The sequence below is a fragment of the Frigoribacterium sp. CG_9.8 genome (assembly GCF_015751965.1).
GTDB lineage: Bacteria > Actinomycetota > Actinomycetes > Actinomycetales > Microbacteriaceae > Lacisediminihabitans.
Map to the genome: position 1 here is coordinate 219,175 of NZ_JADOVH010000003.1, position 23,030 is coordinate 242,204.

Below are 23,030 nucleotides of genomic sequence, written 5' to 3' on the forward strand. Positions count from 1 at the left end.
CTTCGACGCCTAAACGGCGGCGATCGAGTCCTTAGCTGCAGAAATGGCGTGCTCAGTGGTCATTCCAAACTCACGAAACAGCGTCTTGTAGTCGGCGGATGCCCCGAAATGTTCGATCGAGACACTGCGACCGGCGTCACCGACAATGCCACGCCAGGTGAGGTCGCAGCCGGCTTCGATCGAGACCCGCGCCTTGACGTTCTTCGGAAGCACGGATTCGCGGTACTCGGCCGACTGCTCCTCGAACCACTCGAGGCACGGAGCCGAGACGACCCGGGCGTTGATACCCTCGGCCTTCAGCCGCTCGCGGGCGTCCACTGCGATCTGCACCTCAGAGCCAGTGGCGATGAGGATCACATCGGGGATGCCATTCGGCGCCTCCGCGAGCACATACGCGCCCTTGGCGACGTGCTTCGCCGAGGCGAAGGTCTCGCCACTGGCGATATCCGCTCCGCGCTCGAACACCGGGATGTTCTGGCGGGTCAGCGCGATACCCGCGGGCCCGTTGCGTCGCTTCAGGATGGTCTTCCACGCCCAGGCTGTCTCGTTCGCGTCGCCGGGGCGCACGATGTCGAGGCCCGGGATGGCACGGAGGGCGGCGAGCTGCTCGATGGGCTGATGGGTCGGACCGTCTTCGCCGAGCGCCACGGAGTCGTGGGTCCAGACGTAGATCGCCGGCGCCTTCATCAGCGCGGCGAGGCGCACGGCCGGCCGCATGTAATCGCTGAAGATCAGGAAGGTTCCGCCGAAAGGCCGAGTGTTTCCGTGCAGAACGATGCCGTTGAGGATGGCCCCCATTGCATGTTCGCGAATACCGAAGTGCAAGACGCGACCGTATTTGTTTCCGGTCCATTCGTGGGTCGAGTGCTCGGCCGGCACGAAGGACTGCGCGCCCTCGATGGTGGTGTTGTTGGACTCGGCTAGGTCAGCCGAGCCACCCCACAATTCGGGGATGACCGCACCGAGTGCGCTCAGCACCTTGCCCGATGCCGCACGCGTCGAGACCTCGGTGCCTGCCGCAAAGACCGGAAGGGCTTCTTCCACACCCTCGGGCAGCTCGCCCGAGATGATGCGGTCAAGCAGTACTTTGCGGTCGGGGTTGGCGGTGGCCCAGGCAGCGAACTGGGTGTCCCACTCGACATGAGCGGCGTGGCCTCGATCGACGGCCTTTCGGGTATGCGCGAGAACGGCAGGATCGACCACGAAGGTCTTCCCCGGATCGAAGCCAAGAACCTGCTTGACCGCGGCCAATTCTTCGGCGCCGAGTGCAGATCCGTGGATCTTGCCCGTGTTCTGCTTCTTCGGGCTCGGCCAGCCGATGATCGTCTTGAGAATGATCAGCGACGGCTTCGAAGTCTCGCTCTTCGCCGCCTCAATGGCATCGTTGAGCGCCGCGATGTCTTCGACGTACTGTCCGGTCTTCTTCCAGTCGACCACCTGCACGTGCCAGTGGTAGGCCTCGTAGCGGGCCTTGACGTCTTCGGTGAAGGCGATATTGGTATCGTCTTCGATCGAGATCTGGTTGCTGTCGTAGATCGCGATGAGGTTGCCGAGCTCCTGGTGGCCGGCGAGAGAGGATGCCTCGCTCGTCACGCCCTCCTGCAGGTCGCCATCGCCGGCGATCGTGTAGATGTAGTGGTCGAAGGGGCTCGTGCCTTCCGTTGCATCCGGGTCGAACAGTCCTCGCTCGAAGCGGGATGCGTAGGCGAAGCCCACGGCCGAGGAGATCCCCTGGCCGAGCGGCCCGGTGGTGATCTCGACGCCGTCGGTGTGGCCATATTCGGGGTGCCCCGGCGTCAGGGAGCCCCAGGTGCGCAGCGCCTTCAGGTCGTCGAGCTCGAGGCCGTAGCCGCTGAGATAAAACTGCACATACTGGGTGAGTGAGGAGTGCCCCACTGAGAGGATGAAGCGGTCGCGCCCGATCCAGGAGCTGTCGCTCGGGTCCCGGCGCATCACTTTCTGAAAGAGCAGGTATGCGGCGGGAGCCAGGCTCATGGCGGTGCCCGGGTGCCCGTTTCCGACCTTCTCGACGGCATCCGCTGCCAAAATGCGAGCGGTGTCTACTGCGGTGTTGTCAATGGGATCCCATTGGAGAGCTGCCACGAGAGTTCGACCCTTCTATTTTCTACGATGTCTGTCCCGGGTGGGTCACACCGCCTGAGGTAAGTACACATGCTCGCCTGACGACATCGGCAGTGCTGTGAGCAGACCGGAGCACCAATCGGGGTTGGCGTGGGCTGCATCACGGCGTGCGAGCACCTTCAAGTATAGAGAAACCCCTGCGTCAGCGCGTTGCGCAGCGGCCGAGCAGCGGAGAGGGTGTGGGGAGCAGCGGTCCACCCGGTGCTCCCAGCCGGGGAGCTTAGAATGGGCCTGTGCAACCGGGTGTTAGAGGAGTAATGGACGTAGCGATAGAGACTCGCCAACCGAAAACGCGGATCGGTATCGCCCGCAAATCGAAGGCCTACTTCGCACTGACCAAACCCCGAGTTATCGAGCTTCTTCTGGTCACGACTGCCCCGGTCATGATCCTGGCGCAGGGGGGCATCCCGAATCTCTGGCTGATGCTGTGGACCCTCGTCGGAGGTGCACTCAGTGCTGGATCGGCTGGGGCATTCAATTGCTATATCGATCGCGACATGGATCGCGTCATGAAGCGCACGAGCAAACGTCCGCTTGTCACCGGGGAGCTCACTGACCGCGAGGCCTTCATCTTCGCGTGGATCGTTGGAGTGGCGTCGATCCTGGTGCTCGGGCTGCTCGTCAACTGGCTCGCCGCTGCGCTGTCCCTCGTCGCCATCATGTTCTACGTCTTGGTCTACACGCTCCTGCTCAAGCGCCGCACGCCCCAAAACATCGTGTGGGGTGGCGCCGCGGGCTGTATGCCAGTACTCATCGGTTGGACGGCTGTCACGGGTTCGCTCAGCTGGACTCCGGTCATCCTGTTCGGGATCGTGTTTCTGTGGACACCGCCTCACTACTGGCCCCTCTCAATGCGTTACCGTGCCGACTATGCGTCTGTAAACGTGCCGATGCTCGCCGTCGTGCGAGGTCGAACCGTGGTGGGCCTGCAGGTCGTTCTCTACGCCTGGGCCACCGTCGCCTGCTCGCTGCTGCTGATTCCGGTGGCGAACATGGGCATCCTCTACTCCGTCGTTGCGGTCCTGGCGGGTGGATGGTTCGTGTTCGAGTCTCACCGGCTCTACTCCATGGCGCTTCGCCACAAAACGGTGAAGCCGATGCGGGTGTTCCACAGTTCCATCAGCTACCTCACCCTGCTCTTCATGGCCGTGGGCATCGACCCGCTGCTCGCCCTCCTGCGCTGACCACAGCGCTGATCCACGATCTCGAAAAGGACCGACTCATCGTCACCCCACTTGGCTGGCTGGCCAGCCGCTTCACCCTCGGAGCTCGCGCACTGCGCTGGGGCACCACCGCCGCCCTCGTGGTGAGCATCTTCATCGTGCTCACCGGTGGCGTCGTTCGCGTCACCGGATCGGGGCTTGGCTGCCCCACCTGGCCCGCGTGCGAAGCCGGTTCGTTCACGAGCACCCCCGAGCTCGGAATCCACGGCTTCATCGAGTTTGCAAATCGTGCCCTGACCGGCGTACTGATCGTCGCGGTCGGCTGGGCCATTGTGGCCGCCAGGCTACAGAAGCCGCGCAATCGCACCCTCACCCGGCTGGCCTGGTCTCAGTTCTGGCTCGTCATCGCGAACTCCATCGCCGGAGGCATTTCCGTGCTCACCGGTTTGAACCCCTACGTGGTTGCCATGCATTTCGTGCTTGCCATCGCATTGCTTACCACCACGACCCTCACCTGGCACCGTGCGCGGCAGGCTCTTTCGGCGGAGACGTCACCAGTGTCTGCGATCCCGCGTTTGGCTGGCCCGCTGAGCTGGGCACTCGTGGTGACCACCTTCGTTCTCATCGTCATTGGAACGCTCGTGACCGGTTCCGGGCAACACGCGGGGGACTCAGCCGACGTGCCGCGCATGGGTTTCGTGTGGCAGCACGTGGCCGTCGTCCATGGGGTGCTTGGCACAGCGGTGATCCTGCTCGCCCTTGCGCTCTACGGCTCCCTGCGCAGTCATCCGAACGCCTCCCTTGCACGCTTGAGAGTGGTGTTATTTCTGGGTGTGACCATTGCGCAGGCTGCCCTCGGACTGCTGCAGTCGGTCATCGGAGTGCCGGCCGCGCTCGTCGCCATTCATGTGCTCGGCTCAGCTCTCGTCTGGGTTGGCGCGCTGCGGGTATTACTCGACGTCAATCCGCAGCTGTACCGAACAGCGGGACCACGCGAACCCGTGATATCGGGCGCGGTGGCCGAGGCTGCGACTCTGCGCTGATTCGCAACCCGCTCCCATAGAATCAGCAATGGCGGAGCGGGCGGTGTGGCCAAGTCGAGAGCGACGTAGGTGGCTGGGGCGCGGTAGCCGCGCCGTTATCAGACCGAAGCGACTGGGCAGGCGAAGCGAGAGCATCGCGGCAGTTCAAGTCTCAGTTCAAGTCTCAGTCCGAGTCTCGAACAGGTGTGCAGCGGGCCAATACGGGTTTTTGATGTGTAGGGTAATTAGGGCAGTGATTTGTATGCAAAAAGAAAGAGGGAAAATATGTCGGACATCCTGATCGACCGTCCCGAACTTGAAAGCCTCGGCATCTACGAGTTTGGCTGGTCCGACTCGGACGTTGCCGGAGCATCCGCTAGACGCGGAATCTCTCCCGAGGTGGTTGCCGACATCTCGGCGCTGAAGAGCGAACCGGAATGGATGCTCAAGAACCGTCTCAAGGCGCTCGCCCTCTTCTACAAGAAGCCGATGCCAGCCTGGGGCGCGGACCTCTCCGGCATTGATTTTGACAACATCAAATACTTCGTTCGCTCCACTGAGAAGCAAGCGCAGACCTGGGATGACCTCCCGGATGACATCAAGAGCACATACGAGAAGCTCGGCATTCCCGAGGCCGAGCGCCAGCGCCTCGTGTCCGGCGTCGCCGCCCAGTACGAGTCCGAGGTGGTGTACCACACCATCAACAAGGATCTCGAAGACCAGGGTGTCATCTTCATGGACACCGACACGGCGCTCAAGGAGCATCCTGAGCTCTTCAAGGAATATTTCGGCACGGTGATCCCGGCCGGCGACAACAAGTTTGCGGCATTGAACACCTCCGTGTGGTCGGGCGGGTCATTCGTCTACGTGCCAAAGGGCGTGCACGTGCAGATCCCACTGCAGGCCTACTTCCGCATCAACACCGAGAACATGGGCCAGTTCGAGCGCACGCTGATCATCGCCGATGAAGGTTCCTACGTGCACTACATCGAGGGATGCACCGCACCGATTTACAAGTCGGACTCCCTCCACTCGGCGGTCGTCGAGATCATTGTGAAGAAGAACGCTCGCGTTCGGTACACGACAATCCAGAACTGGTCGAATAACGTCTACAACCTCGTGACCAAGCGGGCAATCGCCCATGAGGGTGCCACCATGGAGTGGATCGACGGCAACATCGGTTCGAAGGTCACCATGAAGTACCCCTCGATCTATCTCGTCGGGGAGCACGCGAAAGGCGAAACTCTTTCGGTCGCCTTCGCCGGGCCGGGACAGCATCAGGACGCCGGAGCCAAAATGATTCATATGGCTCCGTACACGCAGTCATCCATCGTGTCGAAGTCGATTGCACGGGGCGGTGGCCGAACCGGCTATCGCGGTGAAGTGCGCATCGCCGAGGGTGCTCACCACTCCGCAAACACGGTGCGCTGTGACGCGCTTCTCGTTGACGCGATCTCACGTTCCGACACGTACCCCACGACGGATGTTCGCGAGGACGACGTGCAGATGGGCCATGAGGCCACGGTCTCGAGGGTGAGTGCGGAGCAGCTGTTCTACCTGCAATCACGCGGAATGCCCGAAGATGAGGCAATGGCCATGATCGTGCGCGGCTTCATCGAACCCATCGCTCGCGAGCTCCCGATGGAGTACGCACTCGAACTCAACAAGCTCATCGAGATGGGCATGGAAGGCAGCGTCGGCTAGGTGTCTGTTCCCACTCAAACCGCGCCCGCAACGGTCTCAACGGGTGCATCGACAGCGCCCGATCATTCTCGCCTCGGGTCCAAGCAACACAGCGATGGTGGCTGGGGTCTCGTACCTCTCCAGGTGCGTTCCGCACGCTTCGCGTCGTTCGACGTTACCGACTTCGAGACCGTCACCGGTCATGAAGCCGAGTGGAAGCACACTCCGGTTGCACGGGTGCAGCCGCTGATCGACGGCACCCTCGACCCGGATATCCGACCCGTCACCGCGACAGCGTCGTCTGACGATTCGGTGACCGTCGAATGGATCGACCGCAACGACAGTCGCATCGGTAGTGCCGGCAAACCGGAGGAACGGGCATCCGCTAACGCCTGGAGTGCTTTCGAGTCGGCGCTGATGGTCACCATCACCGGTGAGCAGCCCTCCGAGATCTCGGTGACCCGATCCGCGCTGGGAACGGGCGCCCGTGCTGCGCACACTGTCATCCACGCAACGCATCACAGTGTCGGAACTGTCGTGCTCCAGAACAGCGGCGACGCGCTGCTCAGCGAGAATGTCGAAATCATCCTCGATGAGGGTGCCCACCTCACGGTCGTGACAGTACAGCAGTGGAATGCCTCGGCTGTGCACCTGGCAAGCCACTTCTCGGAAATCGGGCGCGATGCCCGACTGAAGCACGTCGTGGTCTCACTCGGCGGTTCGGTAGTGCGGGTGAATCCCTCCGCTCATCTCTCGCGTGAGGGTGGAGAAGTCGAGTTGTACGGCGTGTACTTCGCCGACACCGGCCAGCACCTCGAACAACAGGTCTTCGTCAACCACGATGCCCCCAACACGAAATCGCGCGTGAGCTATAAAGGGGCGCTGCAGGGTGTCGGCGCACACACAGTGTGGGTAGGCGACGTGCTCATCCGCCCCACCGCCTCCGGAACCGACAGCTACGAGCAAAATCGCAACCTGCTCCTGACGGATGGCGCGCGCGCCGACTCGATCCCGAACCTCGAAATCGAGACCGGTGAAATCGCCGGTGCCGGCCACGCGAGTGCTTCCGGCCGATTCGACGATGAGCAGCTGTTCTACCTGCAGGCGCGCGGCATTGGTGAAGACGAAGCGCGACGACTGGTCGTGCGCGGTTTTCTCTCGGAGATCGTGCAGAAGATCGGATCACCGGCGCTTGAAGAGCGACTGCAGAACGCCATCGAAGCCGAACTCGCCCTGAGCACAGCCTCATAATGGCAACAATCGTTGCCTAAGCAGAGTCCCAGCCTGAGCAGAGTCTTTGCCCAAACACCGTCTGTGCCCAAACACCGTCTGTGCAACAACACCGTCTCACCCGGAATGAAAGAAGCGTCAGTGACCATCAAGATCTGTGCCGAAAGTGACATCGAACCCGGATCGGCCGTGCGTGTGGTCGTCGACGGCACCCCCATCGCTGTTGTGCGGGACTCGACGGGAACCGTGCACGCCATCGGTGACACCTGCACGCACGGTGACATCTCGCTTGCCGAAGGTTTCGTCGAAGACGACACCCTCGAGTGCTGGGCGCACGGCTCCAGATTTTCACTCGTGACCGGTAAACCGATCACCCTTCCGGCCTACGATGCGGTTCCCGTCTTCGCGGTATCCATCGTGGACGGTGACGTCTTCATCGACCCGACCCCCGTGGTCATTCCCTAATACACAAGGAGTTCGCACCATGTCAGTACTCGAAGTCATCGACCTCCACGTGAGTGTCGAAACCGAACAGGGCACCAAGCAGATTCTCAACGGTGTCGACCTCATCGTGAACGAGGGCGAGATCCATGCGATCATGGGCCCCAACGGCTCCGGCAAGTCGACCCTCGCGTACACCATCGCCGGGCATCCCAAGTATCACGTGGAGAGTGGATCGGTCACTCTCGACGGCCAGGACTTGCTCGCTATGCCCGTGGACGCCCGCGCCCGCGCCGGTCTCTTTCTCGCGATGCAGTATCCGGTGGAAATCCCCGGGGTTGCGGTGACGAACTTCCTGCGCACGGCCAAGACCGCGATCGACGGTGCGCAGCCCCCCATTCGCACCTGGACTAAAGAGGTCACAGAAGCGATGAAGAACCTGCGGATGGATGCGTCGTTCAAGGACCGTAATGTGAACGAGGGGTTCTCCGGTGGCGAGAAGAAACGCCACGAGATTCTGCAGCTCGAGCTTCTCAAACCGAAGTTTGCGATCCTCGACGAGACCGACTCTGGACTGGATGTCGACGCGCTCAAGATCGTCTCCGAGGGTGTGAATCGAGCCAAGGAGAACACCGGGCTCGGTCTGCTACTGATTACCCACTACACGCGTATCCTCCGTTACATCACGCCCGACTATGTGCATGTCTTCGTGGACGGCCGTGTGGCAGAAGAGGGCGGTGCCGAGCTGGCCGATCGTCTCGAAAACGAAGGCTACGATCGCTTCCTGGCCCCCGCGAGCCTAGGCTAGGGCCATGGCTGTTGCACTTGCTCCGGCGCTCTTCGACCAGGTTGAAGAGGCGCTCAAGGATGTTATGGACCCCGAGCTCGGGATCAATATCGTCGATCTCGGACTCATTTACGATCTCACCTGGGATGACGACAACGATGCACTCATCATCAGCATGACGTTGACCAGCGCTGGGTGTCCGCTCACCGATGTGATCGAGGAGCAGACTGCGCAGTCTCTCGATGGGGTGGTTGATCAGTTCCGGATCAACTGGATCTGGATGCCGCCGTGGGGACCGGAAAAAATTACCGACGACGGCCGCGACATGATGAGGGCACTCGGCTTCTCGATGTAGCGACCGCGCACCGGTCAGTCCGCGAAGTACAGCTGCCGGTGCAGACGGCATCCGTCGTTGAATGGAGCTGAGCAGGTCGGACAGGCGCTGAGGTCGAAGTAGGCAGCGATCGTCAATTCTGTGGAGCAGACTCCACAGAGGAGTGCCCGCTGGTCATGCAGTGACTTTGGCCATTGCTCCGCCTGGTGCCCCGCAGACATTTCGTGGCAGAGGTGGCACGGGTAGTAGAGACGACAGCAGTAGAACTTGATCGCGATGACGTCGGTCACCGTCGCGTAATGCACGCAGCGGGTCTGGTTGTCGATGGTCGCGCCGTGCACCGCCGTGCCACCCTCGGTGGGGCGGTTGGTGAGGCGATCGGCGCTCATTCGATTCCCCGTGCCGTGAGCGCATCGGCGAGTTCGTCCGAATGTTTCAGTGACATCACCAGCAGTGGCACGACGAATCTCTGCGGGCGCACCGGGACCCCTCGTGCGCGCTGTGCCTCGCGTATCTGGGAAGCGAAACCGCTAATCACGGGTATCGCCGTCATGGTCAGTGCAAGCAGCAGGCCGATGGCAGCCGTGTTGACACGCAATCTTCGCAGCGGTGCCAGCGCATGATCCGTGGCATCGAGCAGTGCGGGGATGCGCGTGGTGAGCGTGATCAGTGCGGCAAGTACGATCACGACGAGAACCCGACTCGTGTTGGTAATCGCGTCCATCAGCGGCAGAAAAATCACTTGACTGACGAGCATCACCAGCACGATCCAGCGCGAAGTGTAGAGCTGGCGCAGCAGCGTGAGGATTCCGAGCCCTGAACACATATAGAGCGCGACAGTGATCACTCCGGCGAGGGGGAGGCTCCACACGGTGCCTGTGGTCACGGTGATCGCGAGTGCCAACGCCGCAAATACGAGCACCTTCGCGCCTGCCGGCATGCGGTGGAGCACACTGGTGCCCGGGTGATATAGCGCGATCATGGGTGGTCTCTCTCGTAACGTGCGATGACGGATCGCGGGTCACCGTGCTCCAGTAGCATCCCCTCTTTGAATCTCAGTACAACATCGCACCGTGCAGCTAATCGAAGATCATGCGTGACAAGAACGAGTTGCTGGGGGATCTCATCCAGGAGGCGATTACCGATCTTTCTGCTGTTCGACGCATCGAGCATGGCGGTGGGCTCGTCGGCAACCACCAGATCAGGCTCACCGATGAGGATCGCACCGAGGGCGAGAAGCTGCTTCTGGCCACTGGACAAACCGTGGGTCGACGCCTCCGCATGAGCTCCGAGATCGACGGCGGCGATGGTCGATGTCACCCTCCCATCCACCTCGGCACGAGTGAGCCCCCGGCCGCGCAGCGAGAAGGCAAGATCCTCGGTGACCGTCGGCATCACAATCTGCGCATCCGGATTACTGAAGATGAAACCGACCCGCTGCCGCAGCCGTCTGCCGTCACGCAGCGGGTCGAGACCGTGAATCATCACCCTGCCTCTGGTGGGGGAGACCAAGCCGTTGAACAGCCGGGCGAAGGTCGACTTTCCCGACCCATTCGAGCCGATCACCCCGATCCGCTTCTCATTGAGCGTGATTGACACCTCCCGCAGAGCGGCCCGGCCGGCGAATTCGACGCAGACGTCCTCGAACCGAATCTCCTGCTGTCCACTCATCGCACAACCTCGAACAGAGCGGCGACGCCCATCCCGCCACCAACCGCTGCGGTGGCGATTCCAAAACTGCCCGCCGGAGCATTTTCGTGGACCAGGCGGGTGAACAGGCGCACCACGCTCACTGCACCGCTGGCACCCCACGGATGGCCGAGCGCGAGCGCCCCGCCCCCGGTGCAGACCCGTGGATCGACCCAGTCCCCGCCGGCGAGGCCGAGCCGGTCGAGCACAGCGAGGGTCTGAGCCGCGAACGCCTCGACTATTTCGAACGCGGCGACATCGTCGAGACGGAGGCCAGCCAGTTCACACACCCGGTTCACCGCGGCCACCGGACCGATGCCCGGTAGCGCCGGATCGCATCCGATCGTCGCGTGGGCCACGAGGGCGAGGCCCGGGGCATTCCCACGCACGCTGTTCGCAACAACGGCGACGACTGCGGCGCCATCGGAGATGCGACAGGAGTTGCCCGCCGTCACAGTGCCGCTGGACAGTCCACGGGCCGGCGGGTAGAGAGGGGCGAGGCGGGGGAGAAGCGCCAGAATCTGCCGGCGCGGGCTGTCATCATGTTCGAGCGCCTCGAGTGCGACGATCTCATCGTCAAATCCACCGTCGCGCGCCTGATCGAGTGCACGTCGGTGGCTGCGCGCGGCATAGGCATCCTGGCGACAGCGATCGATGCCGGATGCTGCCGCGAGGTCTTGGGCGGCCGGCCCCATCTCTGGATCGGGGAATCCGGGCGGGGTGAACGCCGCACGCGCATAGGGCACGCCATTGGCGATTCGCAGTGGGGCGGTGGAAGCGCTCTCTGCGCCGCCGGCCAAGATGAGCCGCGGACCTGAGCCGTGGGAGAAATTGCCACGGGTGGAATCGGCCCGAATCGAATCTGTCGCGGAGATGATCGCCGAGAGCCCACTGCCGCACTGCGTGTCGATAGTTACTCCTGGCACACTCACGTCGAAACCGGCGCCGAGAGCTGCCCGCCGAGCGATGTTCCCACCCGGGCCCATGCAGTTGCCGAGCACAACATCCGCGATCACGACCGGTGATCCGATGGCTCGTTCCGCGTCCGCACGGCACGCCCGCAGCACCGGGGCAGCGAGTTGCTCAACACCCAGGCGCGCGAGGCGCATCCCCCTGGTCGAGATCGCAGTTCGACGGGCGGCAATCACGACCGCGCTGTACTGGTCGACCCGTAGTTCAGTCAAGTCTGGTCACCTCACCATTATCGATGGCTCGCCGCACCGCATCGCGGTCTGGTTTACCGGAGAGCGTTCGCGGGAGGTGGTCGGTGCGGTACCAGCGTCGCGGGAGATGGGAGGGAATAAATCGGCTGCGTGCGTGTGTGCGGAGATCACGCGCCGTCGGCGTTGCGCCACCGGGAGTCGTCTCGATCAGCACAGCCACCAGGGCACCGAGGCTCGCGTTGGGGATACCGAGCACCACAGCATCCTCGATTCCGTCAATGGATCGCAATGCCATTTCGACGTCCTCCGGCACCACAGTGGCAGAGCCGGTGAGGATGGCACCATCCAGACGCCCACGAAAGTGCAGACGGTGCGTGCTGTCCACCTCCACCAGGTCGCCAACTGAGGCCCACCCACCAGGCGCATGCCGCAGTGCGCCATCACTGGCGTTGTATCCAGAGGCGTGAGATCCAGAGGCGTGAGATCCAGAGGCGTGAGATCCAGAGGCGTGATATCCCGAGGCGAGATATGGCGATCGCACCCACAGTTCGCCCAGAGTGAGTCTGCCTGCATCACCAGTGCCTGCATCACCAGCGCTTGGATTTATGCGGACCTCAACCCCCGGGAACGCCAGATAACCGAGACCATCCGTATCGACCGCCACGAAGGAGAGTTCGGCGGCACCGTAGTACGAGACCACCCTCATGCCCAGGGCTTCTGCCCGACGGCGCAGGGCGATATCGAGGTGCGCACCCCCCACGAATGCCAGGCGCACCCGGTGCGGGGTCTGGCCGTTCTCGAGTGACTCGACGATTGTGCGCAGCGCATGGGGTGTCCCGTGTACAACCGTCGCGTGCGTGAGGTCGGCCGGGTCGAACCCGTGGGATATCGGAAGCACGATCGCCGCGCCGACCGCCCTCGCGTGCGCCACCGAGAACAGCGAAAGGGAGGACGATAGCGGTGCGGGCAGGTACACGGCATCCGTGCTCTGCAGTTGCATCAGCTCGGTGACCGCGGCGAATGACGATGACCACGAGGCCTCCGATCGCAGTATTAGCCGGGGGGATCCGGTGCTGCCCGAGCTGAAAGCCGCCCACCCGGTGTCGGAACGTATGGTGTCCTGTCCCGCGTGCATCCGCAGTTGTGCCCAGACGTGTGCATCCCACCGTTCGTCGCCGAGAAGGGGGATCGAGCCGGCTGTCCGGACCGCAAGGGCCCTCACCAGCCCAGCGACAGGATCATTGGTGCTGATCGGCACGAGTCTGTTCGCCGGGAATTGCCCCTCGACCGCGGCCAGGCGGATCCGCTCGGTGAATTGCGCCTCGGTCAGCCCGACCTCGCCGCACCACAGAGCGATCCTCTCGATGATCACCTGATTCCTACTGATCTCACCGCGGCCCACTCCAGAGACCGCAGCATATTTTTCGCAGCACGTCGCGGTCTATTCGGGGTCGGATGATTTGTTGTACGCAGCGACGCGCAACTCGGGAGTGGAGCGCACTGTCTGTTCGAATGCGCGCGGGTAGGCCCGCCAGAGTGCCTGGGTCACCAGGGTAGCCACGATGACCTTCGCGATATCACCCGGTAAGAATGCCGTGCTGAACAACGCGGTCTGTGCCAGCGGGAGCCCGGTGATGAGGGATTGAAACGGAATTCCGATGGCGTACACGACGACGATGCCTCCGATCGCGCAGCCGAGTGCTGTGCGCCACCAGCGGGGCTCCCGATTACCGGAGCGGGCAATAAGGCCGATGACGAAGGCGCCGACGATCCATCCGATCAGGTACCCCACTGAGGGCCCGGCGAAGACAGCGATACCGCCTCGGCCTCCCGACAGAAGGGGAAGCCCAACCAGGACCAGCACCTCGAAGACCAGGATCGCAGCCGCCGCGCGCCACGGCCCGAGGATCGCACCGGCGAGCATCACGCCGAGTGTTTGGGCTGTGATGGGAACCGCTCCACCAAAGACCGTGATGGCCCCCGGTAGGCCGAGAACAGCCAGAATGGCCGCAAATACGGCAATGCGGGTGATATCGCGGATGCTGAAGGTGGGTCGGATTCCCATCGGGGTGTGCTCGTTTCGTCGCTGTGCGGGGAATGGGGCGGCGCCAGTCGGCGCGGTCCTGAACGGTGTTCACCTGAACGCTGTTCTAGATGTCGTTAGACTACCCACACAATGACCCAGCCCGGAACCGGTGCCGCGAAGGCGGCGCGCCACACTCGCGAAGATGTCGTCGTCGCAGCCCTCGGCATTCTCGACCAGTACGGACTGGCCGACCTGACGATGCGACGTCTCGGTGCAGTTCTTGACGTGCAACCGAGTGCCCTGTACTGGCATTTCGCGAACAAACAGACTCTTCTCGCATCAATCGCCGACCGGATTGTGGAACGGGCGCGTTTCGTGCCGCAGACCGACGATGCGTTCGCCGCAGCTTCAGTCACCGGTGGCCAGTGGCGGGGTGCAACCCGCGACGAGGCGTACGCCCTTCGCGACGCACTGCTGGCGTTCCGGGATGGTGCAGAGCTGGTGTCGAGCACACTCGCGCTCGGCCTCGGGGCTGGCCTGCCGATAACGCGGCTCACCGCGTCGATCCGGCGCGGGGGCTTCGACCGCAGGACAAGCGGCATCGCCGCGGCAGCCATCGTCCATTTTGTGCTCGGCCACGTCTCGCATGAACAGCAGAGGCTGCAAGCGGACAGTCTCGGAGTGGTCGCCGAGGCTGCGTCTGCCCACCCAGCGTCTGCCCACCCAGCATCTGCCCACCCAGCATCTGCCCACCCCACGTCTGCGCACCCCACAACGGCCGGGTCTGTTCCGCAGGCGATCGAATCGTTCGAGTTCGGCATTTCGCTTCTTGTTGCAGGTCTCGATGTTCAGCATCGGCAGGCAAGCCAGCCCACCACGAAGCCGGTGTGACTGCGAGGAAATATACTGGAGGACAACCCCACCCTCCTGTCGTCGCAAGATGACTCAAACAATTGGACTCTGCCTGTGCTCAGCGTGCACGACCTCGAACTGCGTGTTGGCGCGCGCATGCTCATGGAGGACGTCACCTTCAGAGTCGAACGCGGAGACAAGATCGGCCTGGTCGGCCGAAACGGGGCGGGGAAGACGACCCTGACGAAGGTGCTCGCTGGTGAAGAACTCGCCACCGGCGGAACGATCGACTCGACCGGTGAGATCGGGTACCTGCCGCAGGATCCTCGTTCTGGTAACCCGGAGGATCTCGCGCGCACCCGCATCCTCGACGCCCGCGGTCTCGGACAGATCGTGATCGGCATGGAGAAGACTGCCCTGGATATGGGGGACCCCGACGAGAAGGTCGCCGCCAAAGCGATGAAGCAGTATGGCGAGCTTCAGGATCGTTTCATGGCCCTTGGTGGTTACGCGGCCGAAGCCGAGGCTGCGTCGATCGCAAGCAATCTCAGCCTGCCCGACCGCATCCTCGACCAGCCGCTTTCGACGCTCTCTGGTGGCCAGCGTCGGCGTATCGAGCTCGCCCGAATTTTGTTCTCCGGAGCGGACACCATGCTGCTCGATGAGCCAACTAACCACCTCGATGCTGACTCGGTCACCTGGCTCCGCGAGTTTCTCAAGAACTTCCAGGGCGGTCTGATCGTGATCAGTCACGATGTCGAGCTCGTCGAAGACACCGTGAATCGAGTGTTCTACCTCGATGCGAACCGCCAGGTCATCGATATCTACAACATGAGCTGGAAGAACTACCAGCGCCAGCGCGCCGCCGACGAGGAACGTCGCAAAAAAGAACGAGTGAACGTCGAGAAAAAAGCCGGCGTCCTGCAGCTCCAGGCCGCCAAGTTCGGCGCTAAAGCCTCCAAAGCCGCGGCTGCTCACCAGATGGTGCGGCGTGCGGAAAAGATGCTCTCCGGGCTGGACGCTGTGCGGGCTGTCGACCGGGTAGCCAAGCTGAGATTCCCCGATCCCGCGCCCTGCGGACGCACACCGTTGATGGCATCCAACCTCTCAAAGAGCTATGGATCGCTCGAGATTTTCACCGCGGTCGACCTGGCCATCGACCGAGGGTCGAAAGTGGTGATCCTCGGTTTCAACGGGGCAGGCAAGACCACCCTGCTCCGCATCCTCGCGAGTGTCGATCAGCCGGACACCGGCCAGCTCGAGCCCGGCCATGGACTGCGGATCGGCTATTACGCACAAGAACACGAGACCATTGACGTGAAACGTTCGGTGCTTCAAAACATGGTGTCATCCTCACCGAATATCACCGAGACGGAGGCGCGCCGAGTTCTCGGTTCGTTCCTGTTCTCGGGGGACGATGCCACCAAGCTTGCGGGCGTGCTGTCCGGCGGTGAGAAGACCAGGCTCGCTCTTGCGATGATCGTCGTATCGGGCGCGAACGTACTGCTCCTCGATGAGCCGACCAACAACCTCGACCCGGCAAGTCGACTCGAGATCCTCGACGCCCTGGCGAATTATTCCGGGGCCGTGGTGCTGGTCAGCCACGACGAGGGTGCCGTGGAGGCGCTCAACCCCGAGCGCGTGCTGATCCTGCCCGATGGCACCGAAGACCTCTGGAACCGCGACTACGCCGACCTGGTGGCGCTGGCGTAAGAAGTTTCGAGGATCTCATCCTCGACGTCATTGTCACTGCGCGGCTTGGTCAGCCTCTTGCGCTCTCGCACCTCGACGCGCTGCTGCTCGTCGGGGTCATCGGCGTTTCGCATCCGATATTCCTGCCGGACCGCATACCAGAGCCCGAAGAATGCCATGATGCCAAAAATGATCCACTGGATCGCATAGGAGATATGCAAGCCCTCATCGAGTTGCGGTTGGGGGGTCGCCGCAGGTCGGGTCTCCGCAGCCGGGCTCTCCGACACCATCAGCCCGTAGGCACCGGTGTAGGTTGGCGCGCCGACAAGCCGTGCGACATCCGGAAGATGGATCGTGGCGAGTTCCCTTTGTGTATCCGATCGACCGGAAAGGGTGGGTTCACCGGCTTGGAGCCTGACAATCACCGTCACAGTTCCAGTGCGCGGTGAGGGGATGCTGTCGGGCCGGTCCTGCTTATTTCCGATCGGTAGATAACCACGGTTTACGACGAACACGCTGCCATCTGCGAGCTGTAGCGGATCGAGCACCTCGAACCCCGGCTGCCCGTTCAGCGGTCGATTGCGCACAAGCACCTGCGCGTCGGCTAGATAGGTGCCGGACATGGTCACTTGCTTCCAGCGCTGCTGCGGCGAGTACGAAGACAGAGTGGGGAGGGCAGCATTGAGGAGGACAGGGTCGCTGTGGTAGTTGCGATCGACGAGTTCGTTGGCGGTTCGGGTCTCAGTGAGCCGCGCGACCTGCCACTGGGACAGCCCGATACAGACGGTCGCGAATACCACGGCGAGGGCGAGATACCCGAGCCACCGCCGACTGAACGCAAATTTCCATCGGTTCACGGCAAACGGGTCTCCGCGGTGAGGGGGCCGGGGAGCCGGTCGAGCGGCCGTGACAACGGGGAGACGACCACCGGGAAATCACGAGCCTCGAGATAATCATGAAGGTAGTCGCGGTGCTCATCGCACGCTAGCCAGATCTTGACCCGCTCCACACCGTGAATTCGTGGGTTACGCCAATTTACATTCCACCCGGCGAGCAGTGTGCAGCCGGCTCGTGAGCAGACCTGTTCCGTGAGCTCATCATCGAATCCGATCACGGGGAGCCCCATCACTGCGAGTCGGGCCTGGAACCACCGGGAGGACGGCGAACAAGCCCACCCGGTCGCAACACCGTGGTGGCGGGCTTGGGGGTGCCTGCATTGGCCAGCACGACCGCGATGTACGGAAGCACAACCGCGCCGATGGCGGGGATCAAAAGCCACCAGCCAGGCACGACGAGGCACAGCAGGATGCAGACCGTTCGGATGCTCATTGCCACCGTGTAATTGATCATGCGACTGCGCCGATCATCCTTGGGAGACCGGGGAAGCGAGGTAATCGACTGCTGTAGTTTTGCCATGGGTAGTTCAAGCCTACGGCTAAGGTTGGGGGGAATTTGTTAGTGCCCGGCATACGCTCAGGGGACGTCATTGCACGCGCCGAAGCACACAGACACGACGAGAGTGAGAGAGCGATGACCAGCTCGGAATTCGTTTGCCGGACCGTGCTGGTAACCGGAGGAAATCGGGGAATCGGATTTGCCATCGCGGCGGAGTTCGTCGCTCTCGGACATCGGGTCGCGGTAACGGCCCGCTCGGGAGCTGGCCCGGTTGGCAGCCTCACGGTTCGCGCCGACGTTACCGACCCACTATCCATCGATGCAGCCTTCACCGAAGTCGAGGCCGCCATCGGACCGGTCGAAATCCTCGTGGCGAACGCCGGAATCACGAAAGACACTCTTTTGCTCCGGATGTCCGACGACGACTTCACCTCGGTGATCGACACCAATCTGTCAGGCGCTTTTCGCGTGGTGAAGCGAGCATCCAAGGGCATGCTGAAGGCGCGGTATGGGCGCATCGTTCTCGTATCGAGCGTGGTGGGGCTCCTCGGGTCCGCCGGCCAGATCAACTACTCGGCATCGAAGAGCGGGCTGATCGGGCTCGCCCGCTCAGTGACCCGCGAGTTGGGTGCACGCGGCATAACCGCGAACGTGATCGCCCCCGGTTTCGTCGAGACGGATATGACGGCAGAGCTTCCCGAGGCTCAGCAGGCGGCCTACAAAAAATCCATCCCGGCCGGCCGGTTCGCGAGTTCCGAGGAAGTCGCCAAAGTCGTGGCCTGGCTGGCGGGGGATGACGCAGGGTACATCTCTGGCGCGGTCATACCGGTTGACGGTGGTCTCGGCATGGGGCACTGACCCACCACTGACCCACCACCGACCCATCCTCTTATCGTCGCCCAGCCCTGCCGTTCTCGCTGCGCTGGTCAGCGATCAGCCGCGCAATCCGAGCAACGGCAACAGCTGACTGAGATCACGGACGTCCATCAGCACATCCGCCTCGTCACGGACCGGCGCCTTGGCGTCGAAACCGACGGCGAGCCCGGTGATCGCCATCATCGGCAGGTCGTTTGCTCCGTCACCCACCGCGACCGTGTGCGCAAGTGGCACGCCGAAGTCAGCGGCCCATTCCGTGAGGGTGTCTGCCTTCGCCTTGGCATCGATGACAGGACCTACCAGTCTTCCGGTCAGCACTCCGTTGAAGACTTCGAGACGATTCGCCCTCCAGTAGTCCAGGCGGAGCTGCGTGGCAATGGGGTCAATGATCTCGTGAAATCCGCCCGAGACGACGGCCACTCGACCACCCGCAGCGCGCACACCGGCGATCATCGCCTGCGCTCCGCGAGTGATACTGACCCGTCGACTGACTTCGCCGAAAACCGTCTCTGGCAGTCCGGCGAGCGTCGCGACCCGTGCCCTCAGGCTCTCCTCGAAGTCGACCTCACCGTTCATGGCACGTGCGGTGATCTGCGCCACCGCGACACCCGAGCCTGCGGCATCCGCCAGCAGCTCGATCACCTCATTTTCGATGAGGGTGGAATCGACATCGAGAACTATGAGAAAGCGGGGCATCGGGTACAGACCGTTCGTTCGGCACAGGGAAATCGACGTGCTGAGATGACGCTAGCTGACTGTGACACCCTTGCCGACAATGGTGATCCCCGATTCGGTGACCGTGAATCCGCGTGCCCGGTCTTCTTCGGTATCCACCCCGACGCTCGCGCCCGGGTTTACGACGACCTCTTTGTCGAGGATGGCACGACGCACCACGGCATCCGGTCCGATTCGCACCCGGTCGAACACAATCGAGTCGACCACCTGCGCACCGGACTCGATGATCGCCCAGGGTCCAAGTACGCTGCGCTCGATGTGGGCTCCGGAGAGGAGCGATCCGAGCGACACGATCGAGTCGATGGTGGTTCCGAGGTTGCCCTTGGAGTCACGCACGAACTTGGCCGGAGGAGAGTTGAGCTGCTGGCTGAAGATCGGCCAGTCGCTGTTGTAGAGATTGAAGATCGGCAGCGCAGAGATCAGGTCCTGGTGAGCGTCGAAGAACGACTCGATTGTTCCGACATCCCGCCAGTAGTAGCGGTCGCGGTCGGTCGCGCCGGGCACTTCGTTGCGGTTCAGGTCGTAGACGGCGGCATCCCCCCGCGATACGAAGTCGGGCACGATGTCTCCTCCCATGTCGTGATTGGATGTCGTGAGCTCCCCATCACGCAGCACCGCATCAATGAGGATGTCGGCGTCGAAGACATAGTTGCCCATAGAGACAAGCACCTCATCCGGGGAGTCCGCGAGTCCAACCGCGTTCTTCGGCTTCTCGAGAAACTGCGCGATGCGGGTTGGGTCATCCGGATCGAGTTCGATAACCCCGAACTGGTCGGCGAGTGCGATCGGCTGGCGAATCGCAGCGACGGTCACTCCGGCACCCGATGCGATGTGTGCCTCGATCATCTGGCTGAAGTCCATGCGGTACACGTGGTCTGCTCCGACAACAACGACAATGTCGGGCTTCTCATCGCGCAGGAGGTTGAGACTCTGCAGGATGGCATCGGCAGATCCCGCAAACCAGCGCTTGCCGAGCCGCTGCTGCGCGGGCACAGATGCCACGTACGAAGCCGTTATTCCATCGAGCCGCCACGTCTGTGACACATGCCGATCGAGGCTGTGCGACTTGTACTGAGTCAGCACGACAATCTGCCGAAGCCCGGAATTGATGAGATTCGACAGGGCGAAATCGATCAGACGGTAATTACCACCAAACGGCACGGCCGGTTTTGCGCGGTCTGCGGTGAGTGGCATGAGGCGCTTGCCTTCTCCACCGGCGAGAACAATGCCAAAGATCTTCTTCGATGCCATGGCCTAACAGTAGGCGACGGGTGGCGCCGTGTTAGCCCACGAACCGCGCTAGCGTGTGAGCTGTGAGAGTCGATCTGATTACCAGGGAGTACCCGCCAGAGGTCTATGGTGGAGCCGGCGTGCACGTGAGTGAGTTGGTCAGGGCACTGCGGCTCGACATTGATGTCGTAGTGCGCGCCTTCGGCAAGCAACGCAATGAAGCGCAGGTCTTCTCCTACGAAGTGCCACCGGGGCTCGCCAAGGCCAATCCGACGCTCGCAACTCTTGGGGTCGATCTCGAGATCGCCCAAGATGTTGCCGGTGCCGATCTTGTGCACTCTCACACCTGGTACGCCAACGCTGCAGGTCATCTCGCCCAGCTCCTCCATGGCATCCCGCACGTGGTCACCGCCCACAGTCTTGAGCCGCTGCGTCCCTGGAAAACCGAGCAGCTCGGTGGCGGCTATCGGATTTCGAGTTGGATCGAGCGCGGCGCCTTCACCGCGGCCGATGCCGTCATCGCCGTGAGTCACGGAATGCGACATGACATCCTGCGTTCCTATCCGGCTCTCGATGAAGCCAAAGTCTTCGTTGTGCACAACGGTATTGATCTCGAGTCGTGGCATCCGGTCGAGGATGATGCGCTGCTCCGTGTCCTCGGGATTGACCCTGACCGCCCGACAGTCGTCTTCGTCGGTCGGATCACCCGCCAGAAGGGCCTGCCGTACCTCCTGCGTGCGGCGGCGCTGCTGCCGGAGGAGGTGCAGCTCGTGCTCTGCGCTGGCGCACCGGATACGGCGGAAATTATGGCCGAGGTGCGCACTGGGGTCGCCGAACTGCAACGCACCCGCACCGGTGTGGTCTGGATTGAGGAGATGTTGAGCCGGCATGACCTTTCGGCCGTTCTCACCGCGGCGACCACCTTCGTCTGCCCGTCGATCTATGAGCCACTCGGCATCGTCAACCTCGAAGCAATGGCCTGCGGAGCCGCCGTCGTCGGTACTGCGACCGGAGGTATCCCCGAAGTCATCGACGATGGGGTGACCGGCCGACTGGTCCCGATCGCCCAGGCGCAAGATGGCACAGGCACACCGCTCGACCCGGAACGATTCATCGCCGATCTTGCGTGGACCCTCACTGAGGTCGTCAGCGATCCGCAATCAGCCCGTCGCATGGGTGAAGCTGGTCGGATTCGAGCCGCGCGAGACTTTGGCTGGGATCGCATCTCCAAACGCACTCAGGAGATCTACCGTTCGCTGCTCTGAAACGCGCGAGGGCGGTACGCAGGCAGCGGCGCGCAGCAGGTGCGGGGGCGTGCGCAGGATCTGCAGCAGTGGCGGTCGAATGAATCGTATGGCGACGAAGGTAGGGTGGAGTCATGGCCAGCGTTCTCCAGCTTTCCGACGTCTCTGTCGTCCGAGAAGGCAACCACATCCTTGATTCCGTCACCTGGACCGTGGAAGACGACCAGCGTTGGGTCATCCTCGGACCAAACGGTGCCGGTAAGACCACTCTGTTGCAGCTCGCGTCCGCGATGATCCACCCGAGCTCCGGAAGCGTGAAAATCCTCGATGCCACACTCGGGCGCACCGACGTGTTCGATCTTCGGCCGCGCATCGGCTTCGCCTCAACAGCGATGGCTCGACGTATTCCGGCTACTGAGCGGGTGCTGGATGTCGTGCTGACGGCCGCATATTCCATCGCCGGACGATGGAATGAAGCCTATGAGGACATCGACGAGCGCCGTGCCAGGCGGGTTCTTGCCGAGTGGAAACTCGACCACCTCGAGGATCGCCAATTCGGGCGGTTGAGTGATGGTGAGCAGAAGCGGGTGCAGATCGCCCGCGCGGTGATGACCGATCCCGAGCTTCTGCTTCTGGACGAACCGGCGGCGAGTCTCGATCTCGGTGCGCGCGAGGAACTGCTGCAATTGCTCGGCGGGTACGCGCGGGCCGAGCAGGCTCCGGCGATCGTCATGGTCACCCATCACGTTGAAGAGATTCCGCGAGGCTTCGGTCACGCGCTCCTGTTGTCGCGAGGCCACATCACCGCTGCCGGACCGATCAATGAAGTAATCACGCCGGAGAAGCTCACCGAGGCCTTTGAACTGGATCTGCTGGTGGAAGAACACGACGGACGATTCACGGCGCGCGCCGCACAGTCGAACTAGCGCGCATCAGTTCTGGTAGTGTCGATAGCTGGCTTAGAGCCCCATTTTTATCCCACACCTCCAACACCAAGGAAACTACGATGAAGACTGCAATCCACCCCGACTACAGCGCGGTTGTCTTTCGCGATCTGGCGAGCGGCGAGACCTTCCTCACACGTTCCACTGTCAAAAGCGACAAGACCATCGATCTCGACGGCGTGACTTACCCGGTGATCGACGTGGAAATCTCCTCTGCTTCACACCCCTTCTACACGGGCAAGCAGCGCATCCTCGACAGCGCTGGCCGGGTCGAGAAGTTCAACTCCCGCTATAAAGGCTTTGGCGCATAACCCAGCGATAAATTCTTCGAAGACAGGCGATCGGCTCCGGCCGGTCGTCTTCTTTTTTCCCGAATGCTGGC

At 62.5% G+C, this 23,030-nt stretch carries 25 protein-coding genes; 13 read left to right on the forward strand and 12 right to left on the reverse strand.

Annotated elements, in window-relative coordinates; all coding sequences use genetic code 11:
- Positions 1–9: 9 nt before the first annotated feature.
- Entirely contained in the window at positions 10–2,103 is a 2,094-nt protein-coding gene (gene tkt, locus IWX88_RS08735) for a transketolase (protein ID WP_196829354.1), read from the reverse strand.
- 296 nt (positions 2,104–2,399) lie between these two features.
- Here tkt and IWX88_RS08740 point away from each other — a divergent pair, with 296 nt between their 5' ends.
- From IWX88_RS08740 to IWX88_RS08770, 7 genes are all read left to right on the forward strand, one after another.
- Positions 2,400–3,326: a heme o synthase gene (locus IWX88_RS08740; RefSeq protein WP_196829356.1), complete on the forward strand. Its 927-nt coding sequence runs from the start codon at positions 2,400–2,402 to the stop codon at positions 3,324–3,326.
- Between the two features lie 122 nt (positions 3,327–3,448).
- Positions 3,449–4,348 (forward strand): COX15/CtaA family protein, encoded by a 900-nt coding sequence (locus tag IWX88_RS08745; protein ID WP_196829358.1) that lies wholly within the window; start codon positions 3,449–3,451, stop codon positions 4,346–4,348.
- 264 nt (positions 4,349–4,612) lie between these two features.
- Positions 4,613–6,031 carry a Fe-S cluster assembly protein SufB gene (sufB, locus tag IWX88_RS08750; protein WP_196829360.1) on the forward strand — a complete coding sequence of 473 codons (1,419 nt, stop codon included), beginning with the start codon at positions 4,613–4,615 and terminating at the stop codon, positions 6,029–6,031.
- On the forward strand, positions 6,032–7,261 hold the full coding sequence (gene sufD, locus IWX88_RS08755) for a Fe-S cluster assembly protein SufD (RefSeq protein WP_196829362.1): 1,230 nt from the start codon (positions 6,032–6,034) through the stop codon (positions 7,259–7,261).
- 126 nt (positions 7,262–7,387) lie between these two features.
- The gene (locus IWX88_RS08760; RefSeq protein ID WP_370568282.1) at positions 7,388–7,705 is read left to right on the forward strand and encodes a non-heme iron oxygenase ferredoxin subunit; all 318 of its coding nucleotides are present in this window, start codon (positions 7,388–7,390) and stop codon (positions 7,703–7,705) included.
- 19 nt (positions 7,706–7,724) lie between these two features.
- Positions 7,725–8,489 (forward strand): Fe-S cluster assembly ATPase SufC, encoded by a 765-nt coding sequence (gene sufC / locus IWX88_RS08765; RefSeq protein ID WP_196829366.1) that lies wholly within the window; start codon positions 7,725–7,727, stop codon positions 8,487–8,489.
- A 4-nt stretch (positions 8,490–8,493) separates the two neighbouring features.
- Positions 8,494–8,823, forward strand: coding sequence for a metal-sulfur cluster assembly factor (locus tag IWX88_RS08770; RefSeq protein ID WP_196829368.1), 330 nt, complete (start codon positions 8,494–8,496; stop codon positions 8,821–8,823).
- A 14-nt stretch (positions 8,824–8,837) separates the two neighbouring features.
- Here IWX88_RS08770 and IWX88_RS08775 read toward each other — a convergent pair whose 3' ends face one another.
- The 6 genes from IWX88_RS08775 to IWX88_RS08800 form a co-directional block, all read right to left on the reverse strand.
- Entirely contained in the window at positions 8,838–9,191 is a 354-nt protein-coding gene (locus IWX88_RS08775) for a CHY zinc finger protein (protein WP_196829370.1), read from the reverse strand.
- A complete protein-coding gene (locus IWX88_RS08780; RefSeq protein ID WP_196829372.1) occupies positions 9,188–9,784 on the reverse strand; it encodes an energy-coupling factor transporter transmembrane protein EcfT in 597 nt (198 codons plus the stop codon). The genes IWX88_RS08775 and IWX88_RS08780 overlap by 4 nt, the downstream gene beginning before the upstream one ends.
- Positions 9,781–10,473 (reverse strand): energy-coupling factor ABC transporter ATP-binding protein, encoded by a 693-nt coding sequence (locus IWX88_RS08785; protein ID WP_196829374.1) that lies wholly within the window; start codon positions 10,471–10,473, stop codon positions 9,781–9,783. The genes IWX88_RS08780 and IWX88_RS08785 overlap by 4 nt, the downstream gene beginning before the upstream one ends.
- Complete coding sequence (locus IWX88_RS08790; protein ID WP_196829376.1) at positions 10,470–11,675, reverse strand: thiolase family protein; 1,206 nt, start codon at positions 11,673–11,675, stop codon at positions 10,470–10,472. The genes IWX88_RS08785 and IWX88_RS08790 overlap by 4 nt, the downstream gene beginning before the upstream one ends.
- The gene (locus IWX88_RS08795; protein ID WP_370568268.1) at positions 11,668–13,026 is read right to left on the reverse strand and encodes an AMP-binding protein; all 1,359 of its coding nucleotides are present in this window, start codon (positions 13,024–13,026) and stop codon (positions 11,668–11,670) included. Before IWX88_RS08795 ends, IWX88_RS08790 begins: the two co-directional genes overlap by 8 nt.
- Before the next feature lie 69 nt (positions 13,027–13,095).
- Positions 13,096–13,719, reverse strand: coding sequence for a biotin transporter BioY (locus tag IWX88_RS08800; RefSeq protein ID WP_196829378.1), 624 nt, complete (start codon positions 13,717–13,719; stop codon positions 13,096–13,098).
- Positions 13,720–13,830: 111 nt separating this feature from the next.
- Between IWX88_RS08800 and IWX88_RS08805 the strand changes: the two genes are divergently transcribed.
- On the forward strand, positions 13,831–14,571 hold the full coding sequence (locus tag IWX88_RS08805; protein ID WP_196829380.1) for a TetR/AcrR family transcriptional regulator C-terminal domain-containing protein: 741 nt from the start codon (positions 13,831–13,833) through the stop codon (positions 14,569–14,571).
- Positions 14,572–14,646: 75 nt separating this feature from the next.
- The gene (locus tag IWX88_RS08810) at positions 14,647–16,245 is read left to right on the forward strand and encodes an ABC-F family ATP-binding cassette domain-containing protein (RefSeq protein ID WP_196829382.1); all 1,599 of its coding nucleotides are present in this window, start codon (positions 14,647–14,649) and stop codon (positions 16,243–16,245) included.
- Here the strand turns inward: IWX88_RS08810 and IWX88_RS08815 are convergent.
- The 3 genes from IWX88_RS08815 to IWX88_RS08825 are packed head-to-tail and all read right to left on the reverse strand — an operon-like array spanning position 16,218 to position 17,640.
- The gene (locus IWX88_RS08815; protein WP_196829384.1) at positions 16,218–17,081 is read right to left on the reverse strand and encodes an SURF1 family protein; all 864 of its coding nucleotides are present in this window, start codon (positions 17,079–17,081) and stop codon (positions 16,218–16,220) included. The genes IWX88_RS08810 and IWX88_RS08815 overlap by 28 nt on opposite strands.
- On the reverse strand, positions 17,078–17,350 hold the full coding sequence (locus IWX88_RS08820; RefSeq protein WP_196829386.1) for a hypothetical protein: 273 nt from the start codon (positions 17,348–17,350) through the stop codon (positions 17,078–17,080). Before IWX88_RS08820 ends, IWX88_RS08815 begins: the two co-directional genes overlap by 4 nt.
- A complete protein-coding gene (locus IWX88_RS08825) occupies positions 17,350–17,640 on the reverse strand; it encodes a DUF3099 domain-containing protein (RefSeq protein ID WP_196829388.1) in 291 nt (96 codons plus the stop codon). Before IWX88_RS08825 ends, IWX88_RS08820 begins: the two co-directional genes overlap by 1 nt.
- Positions 17,641–17,754: 114 nt before the next feature.
- Between IWX88_RS08825 and fabG the strand changes: the two genes are divergently transcribed.
- Positions 17,755–18,477, forward strand: coding sequence for a 3-oxoacyl-ACP reductase FabG (fabG, locus tag IWX88_RS08830; protein ID WP_196829390.1), 723 nt, complete (start codon positions 17,755–17,757; stop codon positions 18,475–18,477).
- A 75-nt stretch (positions 18,478–18,552) separates the two neighbouring features.
- Here the strand turns inward: fabG and serB are convergent, their stop codons facing one another.
- Both serB and IWX88_RS08840 read right to left on the reverse strand, forming a co-directional pair.
- Complete coding sequence (gene serB / locus IWX88_RS08835) at positions 18,553–19,191, reverse strand: phosphoserine phosphatase SerB (RefSeq protein ID WP_196829392.1); 639 nt, start codon at positions 19,189–19,191, stop codon at positions 18,553–18,555.
- Between the two features lie 51 nt (positions 19,192–19,242).
- Complete coding sequence (locus tag IWX88_RS08840; RefSeq protein ID WP_196829394.1) at positions 19,243–20,481, reverse strand: glucose-1-phosphate adenylyltransferase; 1,239 nt, start codon at positions 20,479–20,481, stop codon at positions 19,243–19,245.
- A 62-nt stretch (positions 20,482–20,543) separates the two neighbouring features.
- Between IWX88_RS08840 and glgA the strand changes: the two genes are divergently transcribed.
- The 3 genes from glgA to IWX88_RS08855 all read left to right on the forward strand — a co-directional run bounded on the left by glgA (position 20,544) and on the right by IWX88_RS08855 (position 22,959).
- Entirely contained in the window at positions 20,544–21,725 is a 1,182-nt protein-coding gene (gene glgA / locus IWX88_RS08845) for a glycogen synthase (RefSeq protein WP_196829396.1), read from the forward strand.
- 113 nt (positions 21,726–21,838) lie between these two features.
- Entirely contained in the window at positions 21,839–22,630 is a 792-nt protein-coding gene (locus IWX88_RS08850; protein ID WP_196829398.1) for an ABC transporter ATP-binding protein, read from the forward strand.
- Between the two features lie 80 nt (positions 22,631–22,710).
- Positions 22,711–22,959, forward strand: coding sequence for a type B 50S ribosomal protein L31 (locus IWX88_RS08855; RefSeq protein WP_196829400.1), 249 nt, complete (start codon positions 22,711–22,713; stop codon positions 22,957–22,959).
- Positions 22,960–23,030: the final 71 nt, after the last annotated feature.